16 protein-coding genes are annotated in these 18,236 nt (G+C 58.5%); 11 read left to right on the top strand and 5 right to left on the bottom strand.

What is annotated here, in order from left to right; genetic code table 11:
- Positions 1-149: 149 nt before the first annotated feature.
- From J122_RS27635 to J122_RS27600, 8 genes are all read left to right on the top strand, one after another.
- Positions 150-2,342, top strand: coding sequence for an FAD-dependent oxidoreductase (locus J122_RS27635; protein ID WP_061331319.1), 2,193 nt, complete (start codon positions 150-152; stop codon positions 2,340-2,342).
- The gene (locus J122_RS27630; RefSeq protein ID WP_061331317.1) at positions 2,329-3,300 is read left to right on the top strand and encodes a radical SAM protein; all 972 of its coding nucleotides are present in this window, start codon (positions 2,329-2,331) and stop codon (positions 3,298-3,300) included. Before J122_RS27635 ends, J122_RS27630 begins: the two co-directional genes overlap by 14 nt.
- A 283-nt stretch (positions 3,301-3,583) precedes the next feature.
- Entirely contained in the window at positions 3,584-4,987 is a 1,404-nt protein-coding gene (locus tag J122_RS27625) for a sodium:solute symporter family transporter (protein ID WP_061331314.1), read from the top strand.
- Between the two features lie 21 nt (positions 4,988-5,008).
- Positions 5,009-5,965 carry a hypothetical protein gene (locus J122_RS27620; RefSeq protein WP_061331312.1) on the top strand — a complete coding sequence of 319 codons (957 nt, stop codon included), beginning with the start codon at positions 5,009-5,011 and terminating at the stop codon, positions 5,963-5,965.
- A gap of 147 nt (positions 5,966-6,112) precedes the next feature.
- Positions 6,113-6,628 (top strand): diaminobutyrate acetyltransferase, encoded by a 516-nt coding sequence (gene ectA / locus J122_RS27615; RefSeq protein ID WP_061331310.1) that lies wholly within the window; start codon positions 6,113-6,115, stop codon positions 6,626-6,628.
- A 178-nt stretch (positions 6,629-6,806) separates the two neighbouring features.
- Positions 6,807-8,075, top strand: coding sequence for a diaminobutyrate--2-oxoglutarate transaminase (ectB, locus tag J122_RS27610; RefSeq protein WP_061331308.1), 1,269 nt, complete (start codon positions 6,807-6,809; stop codon positions 8,073-8,075).
- A 50-nt stretch (positions 8,076-8,125) separates the two neighbouring features.
- Positions 8,126-9,577 carry an aspartate kinase gene (locus J122_RS27605; RefSeq protein WP_061331306.1) on the top strand — a complete coding sequence of 484 codons (1,452 nt, stop codon included), beginning with the start codon at positions 8,126-8,128 and terminating at the stop codon, positions 9,575-9,577.
- Between the two features lie 241 nt (positions 9,578-9,818).
- Positions 9,819-10,811, top strand: coding sequence for an RNA polymerase sigma factor RpoD/SigA (locus J122_RS27600; RefSeq protein ID WP_061331304.1), 993 nt, complete (start codon positions 9,819-9,821; stop codon positions 10,809-10,811).
- Positions 10,812-10,813: 2 nt separating this feature from the next.
- Here J122_RS27600 and J122_RS27595 read toward each other — a convergent pair whose 3' ends face one another.
- The 5 genes from J122_RS27595 to pdxH are packed head-to-tail and all read right to left on the bottom strand — an operon-like array spanning position 10,814 to position 13,594.
- Entirely contained in the window at positions 10,814-11,269 is a 456-nt protein-coding gene (locus J122_RS27595; RefSeq protein WP_061331302.1) for a DUF3429 domain-containing protein, read from the bottom strand.
- A complete protein-coding gene (locus J122_RS27590) occupies positions 11,266-11,571 on the bottom strand; it encodes a DUF6482 family protein (RefSeq protein WP_061331300.1) in 306 nt (101 codons plus the stop codon). Before J122_RS27590 ends, J122_RS27595 begins: the two co-directional genes overlap by 4 nt.
- Positions 11,572-11,628: 57 nt before the next feature.
- Positions 11,629-12,213 carry a DNA-3-methyladenine glycosylase I gene (locus tag J122_RS27585; RefSeq protein WP_061331298.1) on the bottom strand — a complete coding sequence of 195 codons (585 nt, stop codon included), beginning with the start codon at positions 12,211-12,213 and terminating at the stop codon, positions 11,629-11,631.
- Positions 12,214-12,228: 15 nt separating this feature from the next.
- Positions 12,229-12,990 carry a 4'-phosphopantetheinyl transferase family protein gene (locus J122_RS27580; RefSeq protein ID WP_061331296.1) on the bottom strand — a complete coding sequence of 254 codons (762 nt, stop codon included), beginning with the start codon at positions 12,988-12,990 and terminating at the stop codon, positions 12,229-12,231.
- Entirely contained in the window at positions 12,959-13,594 is a 636-nt protein-coding gene (gene pdxH, locus J122_RS27575; protein ID WP_061331294.1) for a pyridoxamine 5'-phosphate oxidase, read from the bottom strand. The genes J122_RS27580 and pdxH overlap by 32 nt, the downstream gene beginning before the upstream one ends.
- A 177-nt stretch (positions 13,595-13,771) precedes the next feature.
- On the opposite strand from pdxH, the gene J122_RS27570 reads away from it, so the two are divergent.
- The 3 genes from J122_RS27570 (at position 13,772) to J122_RS27560 (ending at position 18,182) form a co-directional block, all read left to right on the top strand.
- The gene (locus J122_RS27570) at positions 13,772-16,606 is read left to right on the top strand and encodes a DUF748 domain-containing protein (RefSeq protein ID WP_061331292.1); all 2,835 of its coding nucleotides are present in this window, start codon (positions 13,772-13,774) and stop codon (positions 16,604-16,606) included.
- Positions 16,607-16,629: 23 nt separating this feature from the next.
- The gene (gene yfbR, locus J122_RS27565; protein ID WP_061331290.1) at positions 16,630-17,235 is read left to right on the top strand and encodes a 5'-deoxynucleotidase; all 606 of its coding nucleotides are present in this window, start codon (positions 16,630-16,632) and stop codon (positions 17,233-17,235) included.
- A gap of 131 nt (positions 17,236-17,366) precedes the next feature.
- Entirely contained in the window at positions 17,367-18,182 is an 816-nt protein-coding gene (locus tag J122_RS27560; protein ID WP_058092851.1) for an SDR family NAD(P)-dependent oxidoreductase, read from the top strand.
- Positions 18,183-18,236: the final 54 nt, after the last annotated feature.

Below are 18,236 nucleotides of genomic sequence, written 5' to 3'. Positions count from 1 at the left end.
TTTGTATAGTGTTTCGGAATCGGTAAAAGTTCCGGTATTCTGTAGCGAATGCTCAAAAATAATAGTTCAGGGGCGGTGTAACATCCAGCCGGTGATCGTGTCTTGGCTATAACAGCGTATTGGTTTATTCAATTCTTACAGGCATGGATATGAATCGCAGCAAGCTTTTACTTCTTCTGATTATCGCCGTCATCGTGGGGGGCTTTCTCGGACTCGACGGTCACAAACTTCTGACTCTGGAAAACCTGCAGTCGCACCAGAGTGCCATCGGGCAGTGGATTGACCAGAATCTGGTATTGGCCGTCACAGGTTACGCGGTTATCTATGTGGTTGTGACTGCCCTGTCTCTGCCCGGAGCCACCATCATGACTCTGGCCGGCGGAGCCTTCTTCGGCAACCTTTACGGTTTGGCGGCGGTCTCCATTGCGTCGACCGTGGGCGCATCCCTGGCCTTTCTGGTTGCCCGATTCCTGATGCGGGATACCCTGCGTAAGCGCTACGCGGAAACCGTATCCAAAATGGACCGTGGCATCGAGAAAGACGGCGCCTTTTATCTGGCCACCCTGCGCCTGGTGCCGGTGTTCCCCTTCTTCCTGATCAACCTGGCCATGGGCCTGACCGCGATGAAGCTGCGCACCTATGCTCTGGTGAGTTGGATTGCCATGTTGCCGGGCACTTTTGTTTATGTGAATGCCGGCACCCAGTTGGGTCAGATCCAGTCCACCGGTGACATTGTGTCGGCCAACCTGCTGCTGTCCTTTGCCCTGTTGGGGCTGTTCCCGCTGATCGCCAAGTTTGTGGTGGGCTTTATCCGCCGCCGCAAGGTCTATGCCGGCTGGCAGAAGCCGGATCATTTCGACTACAACCTGCTAGTGATCGGCGGTGGTTCGGCCGGGCTGGTGTCGGCCTACATTGCGGCCGCGGTGAAGGCCAAAGTGGCGCTGATTGAAAAGCACAAAATGGGCGGCGACTGCCTGAACACCGGCTGCGTGCCTTCCAAGGCTTTGATCCGCAGTGCCAAGGCGGCGGATACCCTGCGCCATGCCAATCGTTACGGGCTGGAGTCGGTGCCGGTAAAAGGCTCGTTCAAGAACATCATGAATCGGGTCAAGGATGTCATCGCAAAAGTGGAGCCCCACGATTCCCCGGAACGCTATCGGAAGCTGGGTGTGGACTGCATTTCCGGCGAGGCGAGTTTCGTGTCGCCCTGGGAGCTGGAGGTGAAACACAATGATGGCCGCACCGAACGCCTCACTGCCCGCAGCATCATCGTCGCCACCGGTGGCAAACCTGCCGTGCCACCCATTCCCGGCCTGAACGACATGCAGCCGCTGACCTCCGATAATTTGTGGGAACTGGAGGAGCAACCGCAACGCCTGCTCGTGCTCGGTGGTGGCCCCATTGGCTCGGAACTGGCGCACGCGTTCGCCCGGCTTGGCTGCCATGTGACCCAGGTGGAAAAAGGCGAGCGATTGCTGGCAAAAGAAGATGCTGATGTCTCGGAGCTGGTACTCAAACAGTTTGAATCCGACGGAATTGACGTCCGGTTGAAACATTCCGCTGCCGAGTTTCGTATAGAGGATGGAGAGAAGGTCGCCTATTGCGATTATGAAGGCGAGACAATACGGCTTCCCTTTGATCAAGTTTTGGTGGCGGTGGGGCGCGCGGCGAATACCTCCGGCCTGAACCTGGAAGCGATTGGCGTGGACACCTTGCCGAACGGAACTGTGCCGGTGGAAGACGACATGAGCTTGCGTTATCCCAACGTGTTTGCTTGCGGCGACGTGGCCGGCCCGTACCAGTTCACCCATGCGGCCGCCCATCAGGCCTGGTACGCGGCGGTGAACGGTCTGTTTGGCCAGTTCAAGCGCTTCAAGGTGGATTACCGGGTAATGCCCTGGGTGACGTTTACCTCTCCGGAAGTGGCCCGGGTTGGTTTGAGTGAAGCGGAGGCTCAGCAGCAAGGGGTTGCCTACGAGGTGACTCGCTATGCCCTGGACGATCTGGACAGAGCCATCGCCGAGAGCGAAGACCACGGCTTCATCAAGGTGCTCACGCCGCCGGGCAAAGACAAGATTCTGGGGGCCGTGGTGGTGGGTGCCCATGCAGGAGAAATTCTTGCCGAGTTCACGCTGGCGATGAAACATGGCCTGGGGCTGAACAAGATTCTGGGCACCATTCACCCGTACCCCACCTGGAACGAGTCAGCCAAGTACGCGGCGGGTGAATGGAAGCGGGCCCATGCGCCCGAAGGCATTCTGAGGCTGCTGGAGAAGCTCCACGGCTGGCGCCGTGGTGGCAAAAATACAAAAGCATTGAGGAGCACCTATGCCCCTGACTGAAACCCGACCGGCACGCAGTAAACGCATTCCGGCCGTGGAAGTGCTGGAACCCCGGGCATTCGACAGCTGGACCCACACCCGCAACGGCGACCCCCGGGGATACATCGACGCGGACAAGCTCAAGGAGCTGTGGATTCACACGGGCACCGCCTGCAACCTGGCCTGCCCCTTCTGCCTGGAAGGTTCACACCCCGGCGATGGTCGCATTCCGGGCATGAAGCTCAGCGATGTGAAACCGTTTATCCACGAAGCCATCGACATGGGCGTGGAGCAGTTCTCCTTCACCGGCGGAGAGCCGTTCGTGATCCGGGATTTCGTGAATATCCTGGATTACGCCAGCCAGCACCGGCCCTGTTTTGTGCTGACCAACGCCACCGAGCCGCTGCATAAACGGCAACACCAGGTGTTGCCGTTACTGGACAACCCCTACCCGATTCACTTCCGGGTCAGCCTGGATTTTCCGGATCGCGCACGGCACGACAAAGATCGCGGCGAAGGCAGCTTTGCCCAGGCACTGGACGGTATCCAATGGCTGATCGAACAAGGTTTCAAGGTGTCCATCGCCCGGCAGACCGACCCCGGCGAAAACCCGGTGGAGGTGGAAGCCGCGTTCCGTGAGATTTTCCGTCAGTGGAACATTCCGGAGAACCTGGCGTTTACCGCGTTTCCGGACCTGGGCACGCCGGGATCTGAAGACGGCAGCCCGGAGATTACCGAGACTTGCATGGAGAAGTACCCGACCAAAGAGGCCCGTTCCCACTTCATGTGCACCTACACGCGGATGCTGGTGAAGAAGGGCGATCAGGTTCGGGTGTATGCCTGCACGCTGGTGGATGATGACCCGCAGTACGACTTGGGCGGCACGCTGGCTGAGAGCATGGACGAGCGGATTATGTTGCGGCATCACCGGTGTTTTTCCTGTTACCGGTTTGGGGCTAGTTGTTCGGCGCCCGGTTGATGTCTTGTTTCGGAGTTCTGGGGTTCTGGAGCTTTGGAGTTACGGCTGTTGGGGTTGGGGGATGCCCTCCAAAACAAAAATCGTGGATTTTTTAATGGTTTTGGAGGGCATCCCCCAACCCCAACAGCCTTGTTGAATACCGGTGGTGTACCGGAAAGCTGTTATCGATGTCGGGGGCGTTGAGCGGTGGAGGGGGTTCCAAAACCATTAGAAAATCCACGATTTTCGTTTTGGAACCCCCTCCACCGCTCAATGACCTGCACCAAAACAATGGAATAAAAAAATGAACTTTACTGAAGCCTCCCTGTTCTGGGGATTTCTGTTGGTCTACGGCGTGGTTATGTACGTGCTGTCGCCCAAGAGCAAGAACGCCAATTCGTTTTACAAAGGCGCAGATGACCACGGCAACCCGGTGGGCCAGTGGTCGCTCACGGCGAGTATCTTTATCAGCTGGATCTTTGCCAAATCGGTGACCAACGCCGCCAACCTCGGCGCCGCTTATGGCGTGGTCGGTGGCCTGGCCTACGCCAGTTACTGGTTGTCGATTCCGGTGGCGGGTTACGTTATCTACCTGATCCGTACCCAGACCGGGGCCAGGAGCCTGCAGGATTTCCTGACCTCCCGGTTTGGACGGTTCGCAGCGCTGGCGTTTGCGGCGGCGATCCTCATCCGGTTGTATAACGAAGTCTGGAGTAACACCGCCGTGGTCGGTGGGTATTTCGGCCTGCCTGGTGAGTGGGAATACTACGCTGCGGCGATGCTGTTTACCGTTTTTACCCTGGCGTACAGCCTTAAAGGCGGGCTTCGGTCTTCGATCTTTACCGATGTGATTCAGGCCTTTGTGTTCGTGTTCTTCGTCGGGGCGGTGTTGTTCCTGATTATTCCGGCCAACGATACCAGCGCGCTGCTGACCAACGGCGAGTTCCGCCTGAACGCCGGCTTCGATCTGCTGCTGGTGGCTTTGTTGCAGCTGTTCAGTTACCCGTTCCATGACCCGGTGCTGACCGACCGGGGCTTTGTGAACAAGGAAAAGACCATGCTCAAGAGCTTCGTGGTCGCGGGTCTTCTTGGCTTTGTGGCAGTGTTTATCTTCAGTCTGGTGGGCGTGCATGCGCGTCTCAATGGCATTGAAGCCATGGGTAATGCGCCGGCCGCCGTCGGGCAATCGCTCGGGTTGGCGGCGTTGTTCTTTATGAGCGTCATCATGATGACTTCGGCCGGTTCAACGCTGGATTCCACCTTCAGTTCGCTGGCGAAATCCCTGGCGGTGGATCTGCCCCGCCTGGCCCGTCGTGCTCAGGATAAGTTGCCGAGTGTTCGCATGGGAGCTGTGGTCATGGTTGTGTTTGCCTTGCTCGGCAATCTACCGATGTTCGCAGGCACTGACATCCTCAAGGCCACAACTATTTCGGGCACCATGGTGATGGGCCTGGCGCCGGTGTTCCTGTTTTATGGCTTTACCCAGTGGTCGCCCTGGAGCTTTCACCTCAGTTTCTGGACCGGGCTCGGGTTGGGTGTTCTGCTGGCGGCGGGCCTCATTCCCTCCAGCTGGGCGATTGGTGATGGTGCCTACGCCATGTTGCTGGGTGTGAATGCCTACGGCTTTCTGATCTGTACGGCGTGTTTCTTCCTGCCTTTGCTGCTGCGGCGCCTGGCCGGAAAGTCTGTGGTTGCTGAGGGCGCGTGATAAAACGGGAGGGATCAGGCAATGGCTGACACAGAAGGGCGCAGCTGCCCGCTGGCTTACCGCTACCGGCCGGAAGCGCTTTGCGGGGAGCCCTCCCATGCCTCCGAGAGTGTGCTGTATATCGTCGGCGGGCTGTACGGCAACCCCTTTGCCCTGGACGAAATCGAAGCCATGGCGCAGGCGGAGGAGCGCCATGGTCACCGGGTCAAACTGGTGTTCAATGGCGATTTTAACTGGTTCAACGCCGACGACACCTTGTTCCGGGAGATCAACAGCCGGGTTCTGGACCATACCGCGGTTCTCGGCAATGTGGATTATGAGCTATCGCTTCCCAATGCCGGAGCGGGCTGTGGTTGTGCCTACCCGGAGTACGTGGATCAAGGTGTGGTGGCGCGTTCGAACCAGATGATGGAACGCCTGCAGGCGCTGGCGGACCAACACCCCGATATCCAAAAGAAACTCTCGCTATTACCAAGATACCGCTGCCTGATCTTTGGAGGCCTAAAGATTTTGGTGTTGCATGGTGACCCTGAGTCGCTGGCGGGCTGGGGGTTGTCCCATGAAGCATTCACCGCCGGTAACGACCGGCAGTTGGTCAGTTGGTTTCGCACCACCGGTGCCGATGTGATCGCGTGCACTCACACCTGCCTGCCGGTTCTCTGGTCTGGAGAAGTGGATGGGCGCCCTTGCCTGGTGACCAATAACGGCGCGGCGGGGATGGGTAACCTGCGCTCTGACCCACGCGGTTTGATTACCCGTCTTGGCTTTACGAGCCCCTTCTCTGAGCCTGTGGCGGGCTTGGCGCGGCCCGGTTTGCACGTTTCCCTGATGCCTGTGGCTTACGATGTGAATGCCTGGCTGTCACAGTTTGACCGGCTGTGGCCGGAAGGCTCGCCTGCGGCAGTGTCTTATCGGAGCCGCCTGGTGGGTGGAACCAGTCTGGATCCTGGCAATGTGGTTTTTCCTTCCATTCCGTAACCAGTCTGTCACTGGCGAATGCTTCAATTCGGTCTATTCTGAAAGAATCGAACCCCGGTAGTTCTTGGTGGCTGTTGGGGGCGACTTGAAATATATTTTGTGGTCTATATAATTCAACTCTAACTTTTGAAGCGAATTGATCACGTTATGACATCAGAAGGATCGAATACCACCGCCATCACCTTGCGCAAACCTACCAAGGATGATGGCTTCAGGCTCCACCAGCTGGTTGCGGAATGTCCGCCGCTGGACCCCAACTCGATTTACTGCAACCTGTTGCAGTGCAGCCACTTTGCCGAGACCGGCGTGGCGGCGGAGAAGGACGGCGATCTGGTCGGCTTTATCTCCGGATACATCCCTCCCCAACAGCCCGAGACCGTGTTTGTCTGGCAGGTGGCGGTTCACGAGAAAGGTCGTGGACAGGGCCTCGCCAAGCGGATGCTGAAGGAAATTGTGGGTCGCGAAGCGTGCAAGAATGTCACGCATCTGGAAACCACGATTACCGAAGACAATGAAGCCTCCTGGGCGCTGTTCCGCTCTTTTGCACGTGATCTGGGAGCCGAGCTCACCTATCACGAGCACTTCGAGAAAGAGACCCACTTTGGCGGCAAGCACGACTCCGAGTTCCTGCTGCGCATCGGGCCCTTCACGAAGCCTGTCTGAGTGCCCTGATTCACCAATGTGAATCGCCGATAGCGACTAGAAACAGCCGGCGGGCTACCCGAGGTGGGCCTGCCAAAGGGCTGACATCAACGCACGGCGGGCTTGTTGCGACCGACACGTATTACCAGCAGGCTCCCCGCGCAATTACCTCGAACCTGACATGCTAAGAGGCAAGACAATGGAAATTTTTAAGTCCACTGAATCTGAAGTACGCGTTTATTCCCGTGCCTTCCCGGTGATTTTTAACCGTGCCAAGAACGCGCACCTGTACACCGAAGACGGCAAACAGTACCTGGACTTCCTGGCCGGTGCCGGTTCCCTGAACTACGGCCACAACAACGATATTCTGAAAAAAGCGCTGCTTGAGTACATCGAAGCGGACGGCGTGAGCCAGGGCCTGGATATGTTTACCACCGCCAAGCATGACTTCATGGAAGCCTATAAGAAGTACATCCTGGATCCCCGCGGCCTGGACTACAAGATGCAGTTCACTGGCCCCACCGGCACCAACTGTGTGGAAGCGGCCATGAAGCTGGCCCGTAAGGTCAAAGGCCGCACCGGTATTATCTCGTTCACCAACGGTTTCCACGGTGTCACCATGGGTGCGGTTGCTGCAACCGGTAACAAGCACCACCGTGGTGGTGTCGGCACACCGCTGGGCAGCGTTGATTTCCAGTTTTACGATGGTTACCTCGGTGAAGACATCGACACCCTGATGATCATGGACAAGGTGCTGTCCGACAGCTCTTCCGGTGTTGAATTGCCGGCGGCAGTGATTGTTGAGGCGGTTCAAGGCGAGGGCGGTCTTAACGCAGCCCGTGCCGAATGGCTCAAAGGCCTTTCTGACCTGTGTAAGAAGCACGATATCCTGCTGATTCTGGATGATATCCAGGCGGGCAACGGCCGTACCGGTGAATTCTTCAGCTTTGAATTTGCTGGCATCAAGCCGGACATTGTGACCGTGTCCAAGTCGCTGTCCGGTTACGGTCTGCCGATGGCGCTGGTGCTGTTCAAGCCGGAGCTGGATGTTTGGGAATCCGGTGAGCACAACGGTACCTTCCGTGGTAACAACATGGCGTTTGTCACGGCCCGTGCCGCGGTAGAAACCTACTGGAAAGACGACAGTTTCGCTAACGAAGTGAAGGCCAAGACCAAGGTGCTGGGCGACGCCCTGCAAGCGATCTGCGACAAGTACCCGAGTGAGTTCAAGATGAAGGGCCGGGGCCTGATGCGTGGCATTGAAGCGACCCATGCGGACATCACCGGTGCCATTACCAAGCGTGCTTTCCAGAAGGGCCTGATCATCGAGACCAGTGGTCCGAACGACGAAGTCATCAAGTGCCTGATGCCGCTGACCACCAGCGAGGAGGACTTGCGCCTGGGAGCCAGCCTGCTGGCCGAGTCGGTTGATGAAATCATGCAGGAAGGTGTCAGCGAGGCGTCGTAAGGCGCCCGTCATCCAGACCATTCATTCCGCAGGATAGCGAAGGCAAAAATATGACTACGGCACAGCATACCGTCGAGAAGATCGGCGGTACCTCAATGAGTAATTATGAGGCCGTTCGCGACAATATCATTATTGGTAAACGCAAGAAGAGCGACCTCTACCAGCGGATTTTCGTGGTGTCAGCCTACGGTGGTGTCACCAACGAACTGCTGGAGCACAAGAAAACCGGCGAGCCGGGCGTATACGCCCTGTTCGCAGACGCTGAATCAGACTGGGCCTGGGGCGACGACCTCACCAAACTGATCCAGTTCCTGACCGACATCAACGGCGAACTGTTTGAAGACCCCATGCTCAAACAGCAGGCTGACCAGTTCATTACCGACCGAATTGAAGGGGTGCGGGGTTGTCTGATCGACCTCCAGCGTCTGTGTTCCTATGGCCAGTTCCAGCTGGAAGAGCATCTGCTGACCGTTCGGGAAATGCTCGCCGGAATCGGTGAAGCCCACAGTGCGTTCAACACCGCCCTGAAATTGCAGCAGGAAGGCATCAATGCGCGCTTTGTCGACCTGACCGGCTGGCGCGACAGCGAACTGCTGCCTCTCGACCAGAAGCTCAAGCAGGCGTTCGACAGCGTTGACCTGACTCGCGAACTGCCGATTGTCACCGGCTACGCTCAGTGCAAGGAAGGCCTGATGCGAACCTTTGACCGGGGATACAGTGAAATGACCTTCAGCCGGGTGGCGGTAATCACCAATGCCCGTGAAGCGATCATTCACAAGGAATACCACCTGAGTTCTGCTGACCCCAATATTGTGGGTGAAGAGAAGGTGGTGCCCCTGGGCCGAACCAACTACGACGTGGCCGACCAGCTCGCCAACCTCGGTATGGAAGCCATTCACCCCCGTGCCGGTAAGGGCCTGCGCCAAAACGAGATTCCGTTGCGGGTGATGAACACCTTTGAACCGGAGCACACCGGCACGCTGATCACTGGCGATTACGTCAGCGAGAAGCCGCAGGTGGAAATCGTGGCCGGTGCCAAGGGCGTGTTCGCCATTGAGGTGTTTGACCAGGACATGCAGGGTGAGCCGGGCTCAGACCGCCGAATCCTGGAAGTGCTCAGCCGCTTCAAGGTGCGCTTCATGTCCAAGGACACCAACGCCAACACCATTACCCATTATGTGGACACCACGCTCAAGCACGTGAAGCGTGTGGTCAAGGCGCTGGAGGAAGAATTCCCCAATGCCGAGATCAGTACCCGCAAAGTGGCCCTGGTGTCTGCCATTGGCAGTGATATGAAGGTGCCAGGCATCCTGGCCCGTTCGGTGAAATCATTGGCAGACCAGGACATCAGCGTGTTGGCCATCCACCAGTGCATGCGTCAGGTGGATATCCAGTTTGTGATTGAAGAAGACCACTACAACCAGGCGATTGTGGCCCTGCACGGTGCTCTGATTGAACCCCACAATCACGAGTACGCCATTGTAGCGGCTTCAACCACCTGAAGAATTACCCACCGGCAAAACCGGTCGCTTTGCCGGTGGGTAATGGAGGACGTCTTGCCTCCTGATCGGGCGCCCGGTCGGCCGTTTTGCCCGGTGTTTTCACCGGGTAAGTAACATGGCCGGGCGTGACCGATCTCCTCACCTCCCCGCTCGTTTGTCTCGGTTTTCCACGCCTTCCAGGGCAATCTGCCCGCCCGACCTCACCGTATATTCGACAAAGTTTCAACGGGTACCTTAGCCAATGCAGATACATGATCGGCAGGGACCGTCTCCGACTCTTCCCCACGATGGTGAAAGGGATTCCCTGGTAGGGTTGTACTTCAGGGATGCGTCCCGACATGAACTTCTCAGCGATGATGCGGAGCGCCGTCTGGCGCGGCAGCTGATTCGCAGCTTAAGAGTGATCAGCCAGGAACTCTGTTTGCCCGATGACACCCCACAAACCCTTCGGGAAGTGGTTGGTAGCCTGGGTGATGCCTGTGCCTTCTCCAGCCGCTGTCGCCGGGCCTATCACCTAGCCATGGCCTGCCGGCGCCGGCTGATTCAGTGCAACCTGAGGTTGGCGGTGCACATTGCCCGCCGTTACAACCAGCACGGTATCCCCATGTCAGACCTGATTCAGGACGCCAATGTGGGTTTGATCAAGGCGGTTGAACGATACGACCCGGCTAAGGGTTTTCGTTTTTCAACCTATGCCTACTGGTGGATCAGCGAGGAGGTGCGCCGTTGCCTGCAGCGTGGCGTGCGGGTAGTGCACACACCGGAGAACGTCGTCGAGGAAATACGTCAGCTCCAAAAAACCTCCATGCGATTACACCAGGCCCTGGGGCGCACGCCATCGCAGACCGAGCTGGCCAAAGCCATGGAGGCCTCGCCCTCGCGCATCGGCGAACTGAGAGCGCTGGCCGCCCGGGAAGTGTCCACCGATGTGCCTTTGCTTGAAGACGGTACCATTACCCTGGGCGACAGCCTGGCCAGTGGCGAAACCATGTCTCCAGACCATCCTCTGCGGCAGCGGGACCGGCAGATTACCTTGCAGGCCATGATGGGTGAGTTGACTGAGCGGGAGAGGGATATTCTGTCCCGACGTTACGGACTGGGCGTATCCGAACCGGAGACGCTGCAAACCCTGTCGGATCAGTTGGGAATCAGCCGTGAGCGGGTACGCCAGATAGAGAAGACCGCGTTAAAGAAGCTGCAACAGTGGTTTTCGGAGCCGAACAACGGTGCCTGACCTCAGGCACCGTGACTAAGATAGAACCACACGCCGACGGTCACCTGGCACGCCAGTACCACGGTGGTCAGCACCAGGCGCAGTCGCAGATACCATGCCGGCCAGTAGGGCCGCATCCAGCGAGCGTCGACGATGTACAGCAGCAGGTAGGCGGTGGTGTACAGGGCAATCTTGTGGGGCGTTTGTAATAGCAGCCCTACTCCGGCGGCGACGAAAAACAGCTGGCTGAGTAACATCGACACCAGTGGTGACTGGGGGTAGGAGCGGTTCTCCAGTTGCAGTGCGATGGTCCAGTAAATGCCGGCCATGAACGCGAGAATGCCCGCACTGTACGCGTAGAACCAGCTCAGGATGATGATGCTTTTCCCCGGCATTGCAAACAGGCCGGCGGTTCCTGCAAGAAACGGTATCAGGCCGGCTATGCCGACCAGGATGGCGAGACGGGCAACTGCAATCACGACCGTTGCCTCTGAACCTGTATCCGCATGGGTTCGAATTCTGTTGGCTCCATGCCCACCATTTCATGGTAGGCGGACGGGTGAACAATCTGGGTTTCACGCACGTCCAGATCGCTCAGGGTGTCCTGCAGTTGCCAGGCGCTGCGAAACAGGCGTGTTTGCCCTTTGTCGTCAGACAACAGCATCAGGCCATCCGGCCCGTGCAGTCTGGCCATGTAATGCTGGCCTTCCAGTGAAATGATCTCCAGCAGTTCAATAACCGGCTGCTCGAGGTTCCTGAGTTGGTTGAGGGTGATGCGCACGGATTGGCTCCCGAAATGGTGTTACCCAGGGATTTACGTGCAACCGCTCCGGTAAGATCATTGTGACATCTCAAAGCAGGCCTGATAGGCCGGGCATTGAACCAGATGATCATTCACCATGCCTGTAGCCTGCATGAAGGCGTAGACGATGGTCGGGCCAACGAACGTGAAGCCGGCTTTCTTCAGGGCCCTGGACATGGCCTCGGATTCTTTGGTGATCGCCGGAACTTCCTCGAAACGTTGCCAGGTGTTCTGGATTGGCTGGTGATCAACGAACTGCCAGAGAAACGAGGAAAAGCCAATGCCCTGTTCCTGCAGTTCAAGGTAGCGTCGGGCATTGTTGATCACCGAACGTACTTTCAGTCGATTACGGATGATGCCCGGGTTCTGCAGCAGGCGTTGCTGGTCTTGCTCGGTAAAGCGGGCGACGGTTTCCGGATCAAAGTTGGCATAAGCGTCGCGATAGCTCTGTTGCTTTCGCAGGATGGTGATCCAGCTCAAACCTGCCTGCTGGCCGTCCAGACACAGCTTTTCAAACAGCGCCTGGTCATCGTACTCCGGGCGGCCCCAGACGGTGTCGTGGTAATGCACGTAGAGTGGGTCGGTGCCGCACCAGGGGCAGCGCTCGGTGTATTGGGTCATAACAGTGAATCCCGGTTATCGCTTTGACCGGATGACCCTGTGGAACATGGGCTCCCAACTTGCTTCCTGGGTACCCGCCAGTGCCAGGTTATAGTCATCCGGAGGTGGTTCCAGCAGGGTGATGCCGGGCCAACTGCTCGGGCCGCCCTGATCCCTGTTTCGATAGACCAACGTTACCAGAAAACCCTCCACGTAGAAGCAACTGGCCAGCCAGGTCTGGTCGGGCTGATCGCCATAGAGCTCAAACTGGTTGCGAACTTCAAGGGTTTGCAGGTTGCCGGCAATGCCACGACCGGTTGCCTTGAGCCAGGCTTCTTTCAGGGTCCATACTTTAAGGAAATCGAAGGGATCATCAGCGCGAAACAGCCACTCCTGTTCGATGGGGGAGAACCAGCGTCTGGCAACGGCGACCCAATCCGGCCTGCGTTGGCTTGGCTCGATGTCGATACCCAGCTGATAGGTGTCTGTGCCCACGGCGCAAAGCCCCCGGCTATGGCTCAAGGACAGAAATCGGCCTTCCGGATTAACGGCACTGTTTGGTCGCCCATCCACGGGAAGACAGCACTCTGGTGCCTGGTCACTGGTTTGCGCAAGGCTTTGCCGGAGCAGCCAGCGGCTGGTCAGGAACTCCTGACGGCGAGTACCCGCCAGCCGAGCCAGTGTTTCAGCCTCGAAACCGGTCATCCAGGCAGGAGCTTCGGGAACATCCCGGTTGATCTGGTGGCACAGCCAGATACTGGGACGATCAGGGTTGGAGTCGTTGGATGGTCCAGCCATCGGCCTCTCTCACGTATTCAAAACGGTCGTGAAGTCGGCTTGGCCGTCCCTGCCAGAACTCGATGCGTTCCGGTACCACCCGATAACCGCCCCAGAAGCTGGGTAAGGGTATTTCACCGGAGCTGAACTTGCGTTTCATCTCCGCCACCTTTTGTTCCAGTAGCCCCCTTGAGGTAATCGCCTTGCTCTGTTCAGAAACCCAGGCTCCGAGCTGGCTGCCACGGGGTCTGGAGGCGAAGTACCTGAGGGATTCCGCCTTACTGACTTTCTCTACCTTTCCCTGAATACGTACCTGGCGGTTCAGACCGATCCAGGGGAACAGCAGCGCAGCCCTTGGGTTTTCGTCCAGTTCTCTGGCCTTGCGGCTGCCGTAGTTGGTGTAGAAAACAAAGCCTTGGCTATCAAAGTATTTCAGTAGCACGGTGCGCAAGTCCGGCATCTGGTCAGAGCCGGTGGTGGCAAGTGACATGGCGTTGGGTTCCAGAATCCCGGCACTACGGGCATCGTTAAACCAGGCCTGGAACTGGGCTACTGGGTCGTCATTCAGGTGTTCCCTGTCCAGCCCCTTACTTTCAAAATCCCGACGCATATCGCCGATGTCCATTCACCTCTCCTCGTCTTGCTGCGTAACCCGCTAAGTGTCTACAGGTACGGCACTCAAGCATAACGGGTTCACGTTGGCGTGTCAGCGGCTGACAAAGGACTACCGGGCGGACTATCCTAGTGTCAGGCAGGGGGTGCAGGCAGCCCCGTGTGTTCGCCCTCGATCAAGGAGAGTTTCGTGGCCCGGAGTCATTCCCCCAGTCGTTTGCCCAGAAACCTGGCTATTGTAGCGGTCGTTCTGTTTGGCTTGTACGCCCTCGCAGGCTTTTTGGCTTTGCCCTGGTGGCTCGAAAAGACTTTGCCGGAACAGCTGAATCAGCAGATGGGCTGGCAGGCTGAGTTGTCGGAAGTTCAGGTAAACCCCTTCACCCTGACCCTGGATATAACGGGGTTGTCTGCGGACGACCGTGCCGGCGAAAAAGTGGTCGGGTTTGATCGCCTGTTTGTAAATCTGGGTTTCTTTCCCCTGTTCCGGGGGATCGTCCATTTCCAGGACATTCGCCTGCAGGAACCGCACATCCGGCTGGATCTGTTGGATGACTACAGGATCAACTTTGCCCGCGATTGGCAGGCCTCCCGGCCAGATGAGCTCGCACAGGAACCCGTAGCCGCAGCCGAAGCCGAAGCCGGGGATGAGGCAGGCGCGATACCCAAGCTGTACTTCCAGCACCTGGCGATCGATGGCGGCGAGTTGCTGTTCCGGGATTTCAGCCAGGCGGAGCCGGCAGAGTTCCGTATTACCCCGCTCGACCTGTCCATCAACGAGCTGGCCACCTGGCCAAGGGAGACCGGTGGCAGTCAGTATTCAGTGATCGCTGCCCTGGGTGACCAGACCATTGAGTGGGACGGTGAGCTGAGCATAGCGCCACTTTACTCCGAAGGCCGCCTGAAGGTGGCTGATTTGCGCCATGACACCCTGGCGCATTTTCTGTCGCCGTTTTTGCCATGGCAGTTACGGGATGGCACCGTGGCCATAGAGTCCTATTACCAGTTGGCGGGTGGCGAGCCGTTTGAGCTGATCACGTCCCAGGGCAAGCTGACTGTGCAGAACCTGGCCCTGGCCCTGGATGCCGGGGATGAGGAACCGGGCTTGACCACTTCCGGTATCCAGGTTGATGGTATCGGCTTTGATCTGACAGCCAGAGAAGTCCGCGTAGGTATGATCACACTCGATCAACCCTTTGTTGCCGCGGTCCGCAACAACGAGGGTCAAATTGACTGGCTGGCAACTATGCCAGAAGCCACTGCCGATGAAGGCCAGGGCGAGCCACCGGACACCGGCGTACCGGCGTTTCGCTGGTCGGTTCAGGGTTTTGAGCTGGCTGACGGGCGGGTGCGCTGGCGGGATCAGGTGCCACAGCAAGCGGCGGAGCTGGAACTGGTGGATCTGGACATAACCCTGGGCGGTTTATCGGATCGCCTGGATGAACCCGTCAGCTACCGGCTGAGTTCAGCGCTTGCCAGTGGTGGCCGTGTCGCCGCCAACGGCCAGTTGACACCGGCGCCGTTCACGCTGGAGGCGGCAGTATCCGGTTCCGATCTTGTGCTTGCGGTGATTGAGCCATACCTGCAGCAAGCGGCCAACCTGGCGTTGGCCAGCGGTGAGTTGAGTTTTGATGGCAACCTGGACCTGGACAGCCAGGACGATCCGATGACCGGCACGTTCAGCGGCACCGGCGAGGTCGCAAACCTGGATTTAAGGCTGCCTGATGGCGATGCCTCCATGTTGGGCTGGCGTACCCTGCGCCTGGCGCCAATCGAATTCAATGTTTACCCGCCAAGGCTGGAAATCGGCACGGTAACCCTGGCACGGCCCTCGCTGAACGTCGTTCGCTCATTTGATGGCGTGCACAATCTGGCCCGGATCGTTCGCGGGCAGCCAGATACCGGCAGTGAGCCTGCATCAGCGCAATCGACAGGCCCCGAAGCCAGCTCCGGAGAAACGGAGTTTGTTTTCCGGATCAATCAACTGGTGGTTGAAGACGGAGCCGTCGGTTATTCCGATCGCACACTGGAGCCGCCGTTCAGTACCAACTTTGATCATCTCACCGGTGCGGTCAGCGGCATCAGTAATGTGCCGCCACAGCAAGGACGGGTGAACCTCAAGGGCCGGCTCGCAGGCGTTGCCCCCGTCACCTTTGAAGGCACGCTGGGCGCATTGGGCACCGAGGATACCAGCGACATTCGCCTGGCCATGGAGGATCTGGCATTGCCGGTATTGTCACCCTACTTCGGCCGATACCTGGGCTACGCCGTCGACTCGGGCAAGCTCAAAATGAATCTGGACTATGCGTTCACCGGCACCCGCCTGAAAGCCTCAAACCGGGTAGTGCTGGACCGTATGGAGCTGGGTCAGGCCGTTCCGAGTGATGAGGCCATCAGCGCGCCGGTCAAGCTCGGCCTCGCGCTGCTGACAGACCGCCGTGGCCTCATTGAGGTCGACTTGCCGGTGCAGGGTGATATCGCCGATCCGGAGTTTCGGGTCGGCCAGATCGTCATGCGCGCGTTTGTGAACCTGCTGGTGAAAGCCGCGGCATCCCCCTTCAGCATGTTGGGCTCCCTGGCTGATCTGGCGGGCTTCAGTAATGAAGACCTGGGCGAGGTCAGTTTTGTGCCGGGTAGCGTTGAGTTGGCGGAGGGTGAGGCCGCCAAACTGTCGGCCCTGGCACAGGCTTTGAGGGAGCGCCCTGAGCTGGTGCTGAACGTTCGCGGCGGCGTAAACCCGGAAGCTGACGCCCTGGCGCTACTGCGCGCCCGGATGGAAGCCCGGGGCGAGGAACTGACCGACGAAGCCTGGGCCCAGGCACAACAAGCCTGGCGCGAGGGTGAGCGCCCGCTGCCGCCAGAGGCCCTGGGGCAACTGGCTACCAACCGGGGTCTGGCGGTTCGCCGCCTGCTGCAGGAAACCCACGAAGTAGACCCCGCCCAGTTGTTCACCCTGGAGCCGTCCCGCCAGGCCATCACCGATGAACAGGGGCTTGTCACCGTGCAGTTCACGCTGGACGTTCGTTAATCCTAATCGAATCAGGTAGTTCTATGGCCAGTCTGACACAGCGCACTGCCAGCCACTTTTTTGCCTATGTTTCCCGCCTGCGCTGGATCAAGCGCTGGGGCTTGATGCGCAACGCCATCGAAGAAAACGTCGCCACCCATTCCTGGGAAGTGGCGACCATCGCCCACGCCCTGGCGCTGATCCGCAACCGGCATTTTGACGGTCAGGTCAACGCGGACCGCATCGCGGCTGCCGCGCTTTACCACGATGCCACCGAGGTGATCACCGGCGACATGCCGACACCGGTGAAATATCACTCGAAAGTGATGCGGGAAGCCTTCGGTGATATCGAACACAAGGCAGAAGCGGAGTTACTGGCCTTGTTACCGGCCGATCTCCGGGATGACTTCTCGCCCTATGTTCGGGAGTCCCGGCTGGCTGAGCAGGAAAAGGAATTGATCAAGGCGGCTGACCGGCTCTCGGCCTGGCTCAAGTGCCGGGCGGAAATCCGTGCCGGCAACCCGGAATTCGTGCCCGCCGAAGCCCAGATCCGCGCCCGGCTGGACGCAGACGGATTGCTGGAGGTGCGCTACTTTCTGGAGGTCTTTGCACCGGGTTACGACCAGCCCCTGGATAATCTGCTGGAATAGCCGGTTGACTGGCCCCGCTGCCGGCACCAGGCGGAGTCCGCTGCCATAGGTTTGGCCCGGGTGGCTCTCTAAAGTGGCGAAGTACCTAGACGCTGCTTTAATTGGAAAGACCACAACAAGAGGCTCCCGCCATGAAAGATCTGAAAAACAAAGTTGCCGTGGTAACCGGTGCTGGTTCCGGCATTGGCCGTGCCCTGGCCCACGCCCTGGCAGCCCGGGGCTGCCGCCTGGCGCTGTCGGATGTCAACGAAGCTGGCCTGGCGGAAACCGTCGCCACCCTCGACAAGAACCGTGTGAAAACCTACCGCCTGGACGTGTCTGACCGTGATGAGATTTACGCCCACGCCGAACAGGTGAAGGCAGATTTCGGCCAGGTAAACCTGGTGATCAACAACGCGGGTGTAGCGCTGTCTGCCACGGTGCGGGAAATGACTGACGACGACTTCAAGTGGGTCATGGACATCGATTTCTGGGGCGTTGCCCACGGCACACGGGCCTTTTTGCCGCACCTGATCGCCTCCGGCGACGGCCACGTGGTGAACATCTCCAGCGTATTCGGCCTGATTGGTGTGCCCAAGCAAAGCGCCTATAACGCCGCCAAGTTTGCCGTTCGTGGCTTCACCGAATCCCTGCGCCAGGAAATGAAGCTGGAGAACCAGCCAGTGCATGTCAGCTGTGTGCACCCGGGTGGCATTCGTACCAACATTGCCAACGCCGCTCGTATGGGCAAGTCCGAAAACGCCGACGCCCAGCGTAAGGGCTTCGATAAGCTGGCCATGACCACCCCGGACAAGGCGGCCGAAATCATCGTCAAAGGCATTCTGAAGAACGAATCCCGCATCCTGGTGGGCCCGGATGCCTGGGGTATTGATGCCATCAACCGCCTGTTGGGCTCTGCCTATCAGCCACTGGTGGAGCGTTTCTCCAGAAAGAACCTGTACGTCTGATCGGTTCTAACCCCCGGCCCTTGAATACCGATTGCTTATTTTACAACCAGTATT

This window comes from Marinobacter excellens LAMA 842 (assembly GCF_001574445.1).
In the GTDB taxonomy this organism is placed as follows: domain Bacteria; phylum Pseudomonadota; class Gammaproteobacteria; order Pseudomonadales; family Oleiphilaceae; genus Marinobacter; species Marinobacter shengliensis.
The sequence above is the reverse complement of the archived record's forward strand: the minus strand, read 5'-3'. Positions and strand labels throughout refer to the sequence as shown.

What these genes read in the sequence shown, in the direction of transcription:
- yfbR (WP_061331290.1), top strand. Translation starts at nt 16,630, where the DNA reads ATGGCCAGTCTGACACAGCGCACTGCCAGCCACTTTTTTGCCTATGTT.
- ectA (WP_061331310.1), top strand. Translation starts at nt 6,113, where the DNA reads ATGACATCAGAAGGATCGAATACCACCGCCATCACCTTGCGCAAACCT.
- J122_RS27560 (WP_058092851.1), top strand. Translation starts at nt 17,367, where the DNA reads ATGAAAGATCTGAAAAACAAAGTTGCCGTGGTAACCGGTGCTGGTTCC.
- J122_RS27620 (WP_061331312.1), top strand. Translation starts at nt 5,009, where the DNA reads ATGGCTGACACAGAAGGGCGCAGCTGCCCGCTGGCTTACCGCTACCGG.
- J122_RS27630 (WP_061331317.1), top strand. Translation starts at nt 2,329, where the DNA reads ATGCCCCTGACTGAAACCCGACCGGCACGCAGTAAACGCATTCCGGCC.
- pdxH (WP_061331294.1), bottom strand. Translation starts at nt 13,594, where the DNA reads ATGGACATCGGCGATATGCGTCGGGATTTTGAAAGTAAGGGGCTGGAC.
- J122_RS27625 (WP_061331314.1), top strand. Translation starts at nt 3,584, where the DNA reads ATGAACTTTACTGAAGCCTCCCTGTTCTGGGGATTTCTGTTGGTCTAC.
- J122_RS27585 (WP_061331298.1), bottom strand. Translation starts at nt 12,213, where the DNA reads ATGACCCAATACACCGAGCGCTGCCCCTGGTGCGGCACCGACCCACTC.
- J122_RS27580 (WP_061331296.1), bottom strand. Translation starts at nt 12,990, where the DNA reads ATGGCTGGACCATCCAACGACTCCAACCCTGATCGTCCCAGTATCTGG.
- ectB (WP_061331308.1), top strand. Translation starts at nt 6,807, where the DNA reads ATGGAAATTTTTAAGTCCACTGAATCTGAAGTACGCGTTTATTCCCGT.
- J122_RS27605 (WP_061331306.1), top strand. Translation starts at nt 8,126, where the DNA reads ATGACTACGGCACAGCATACCGTCGAGAAGATCGGCGGTACCTCAATG.
- J122_RS27600 (WP_061331304.1), top strand. Translation starts at nt 9,819, where the DNA reads ATGCAGATACATGATCGGCAGGGACCGTCTCCGACTCTTCCCCACGAT.
- J122_RS27635 (WP_061331319.1), top strand. Translation starts at nt 150, where the DNA reads ATGAATCGCAGCAAGCTTTTACTTCTTCTGATTATCGCCGTCATCGTG.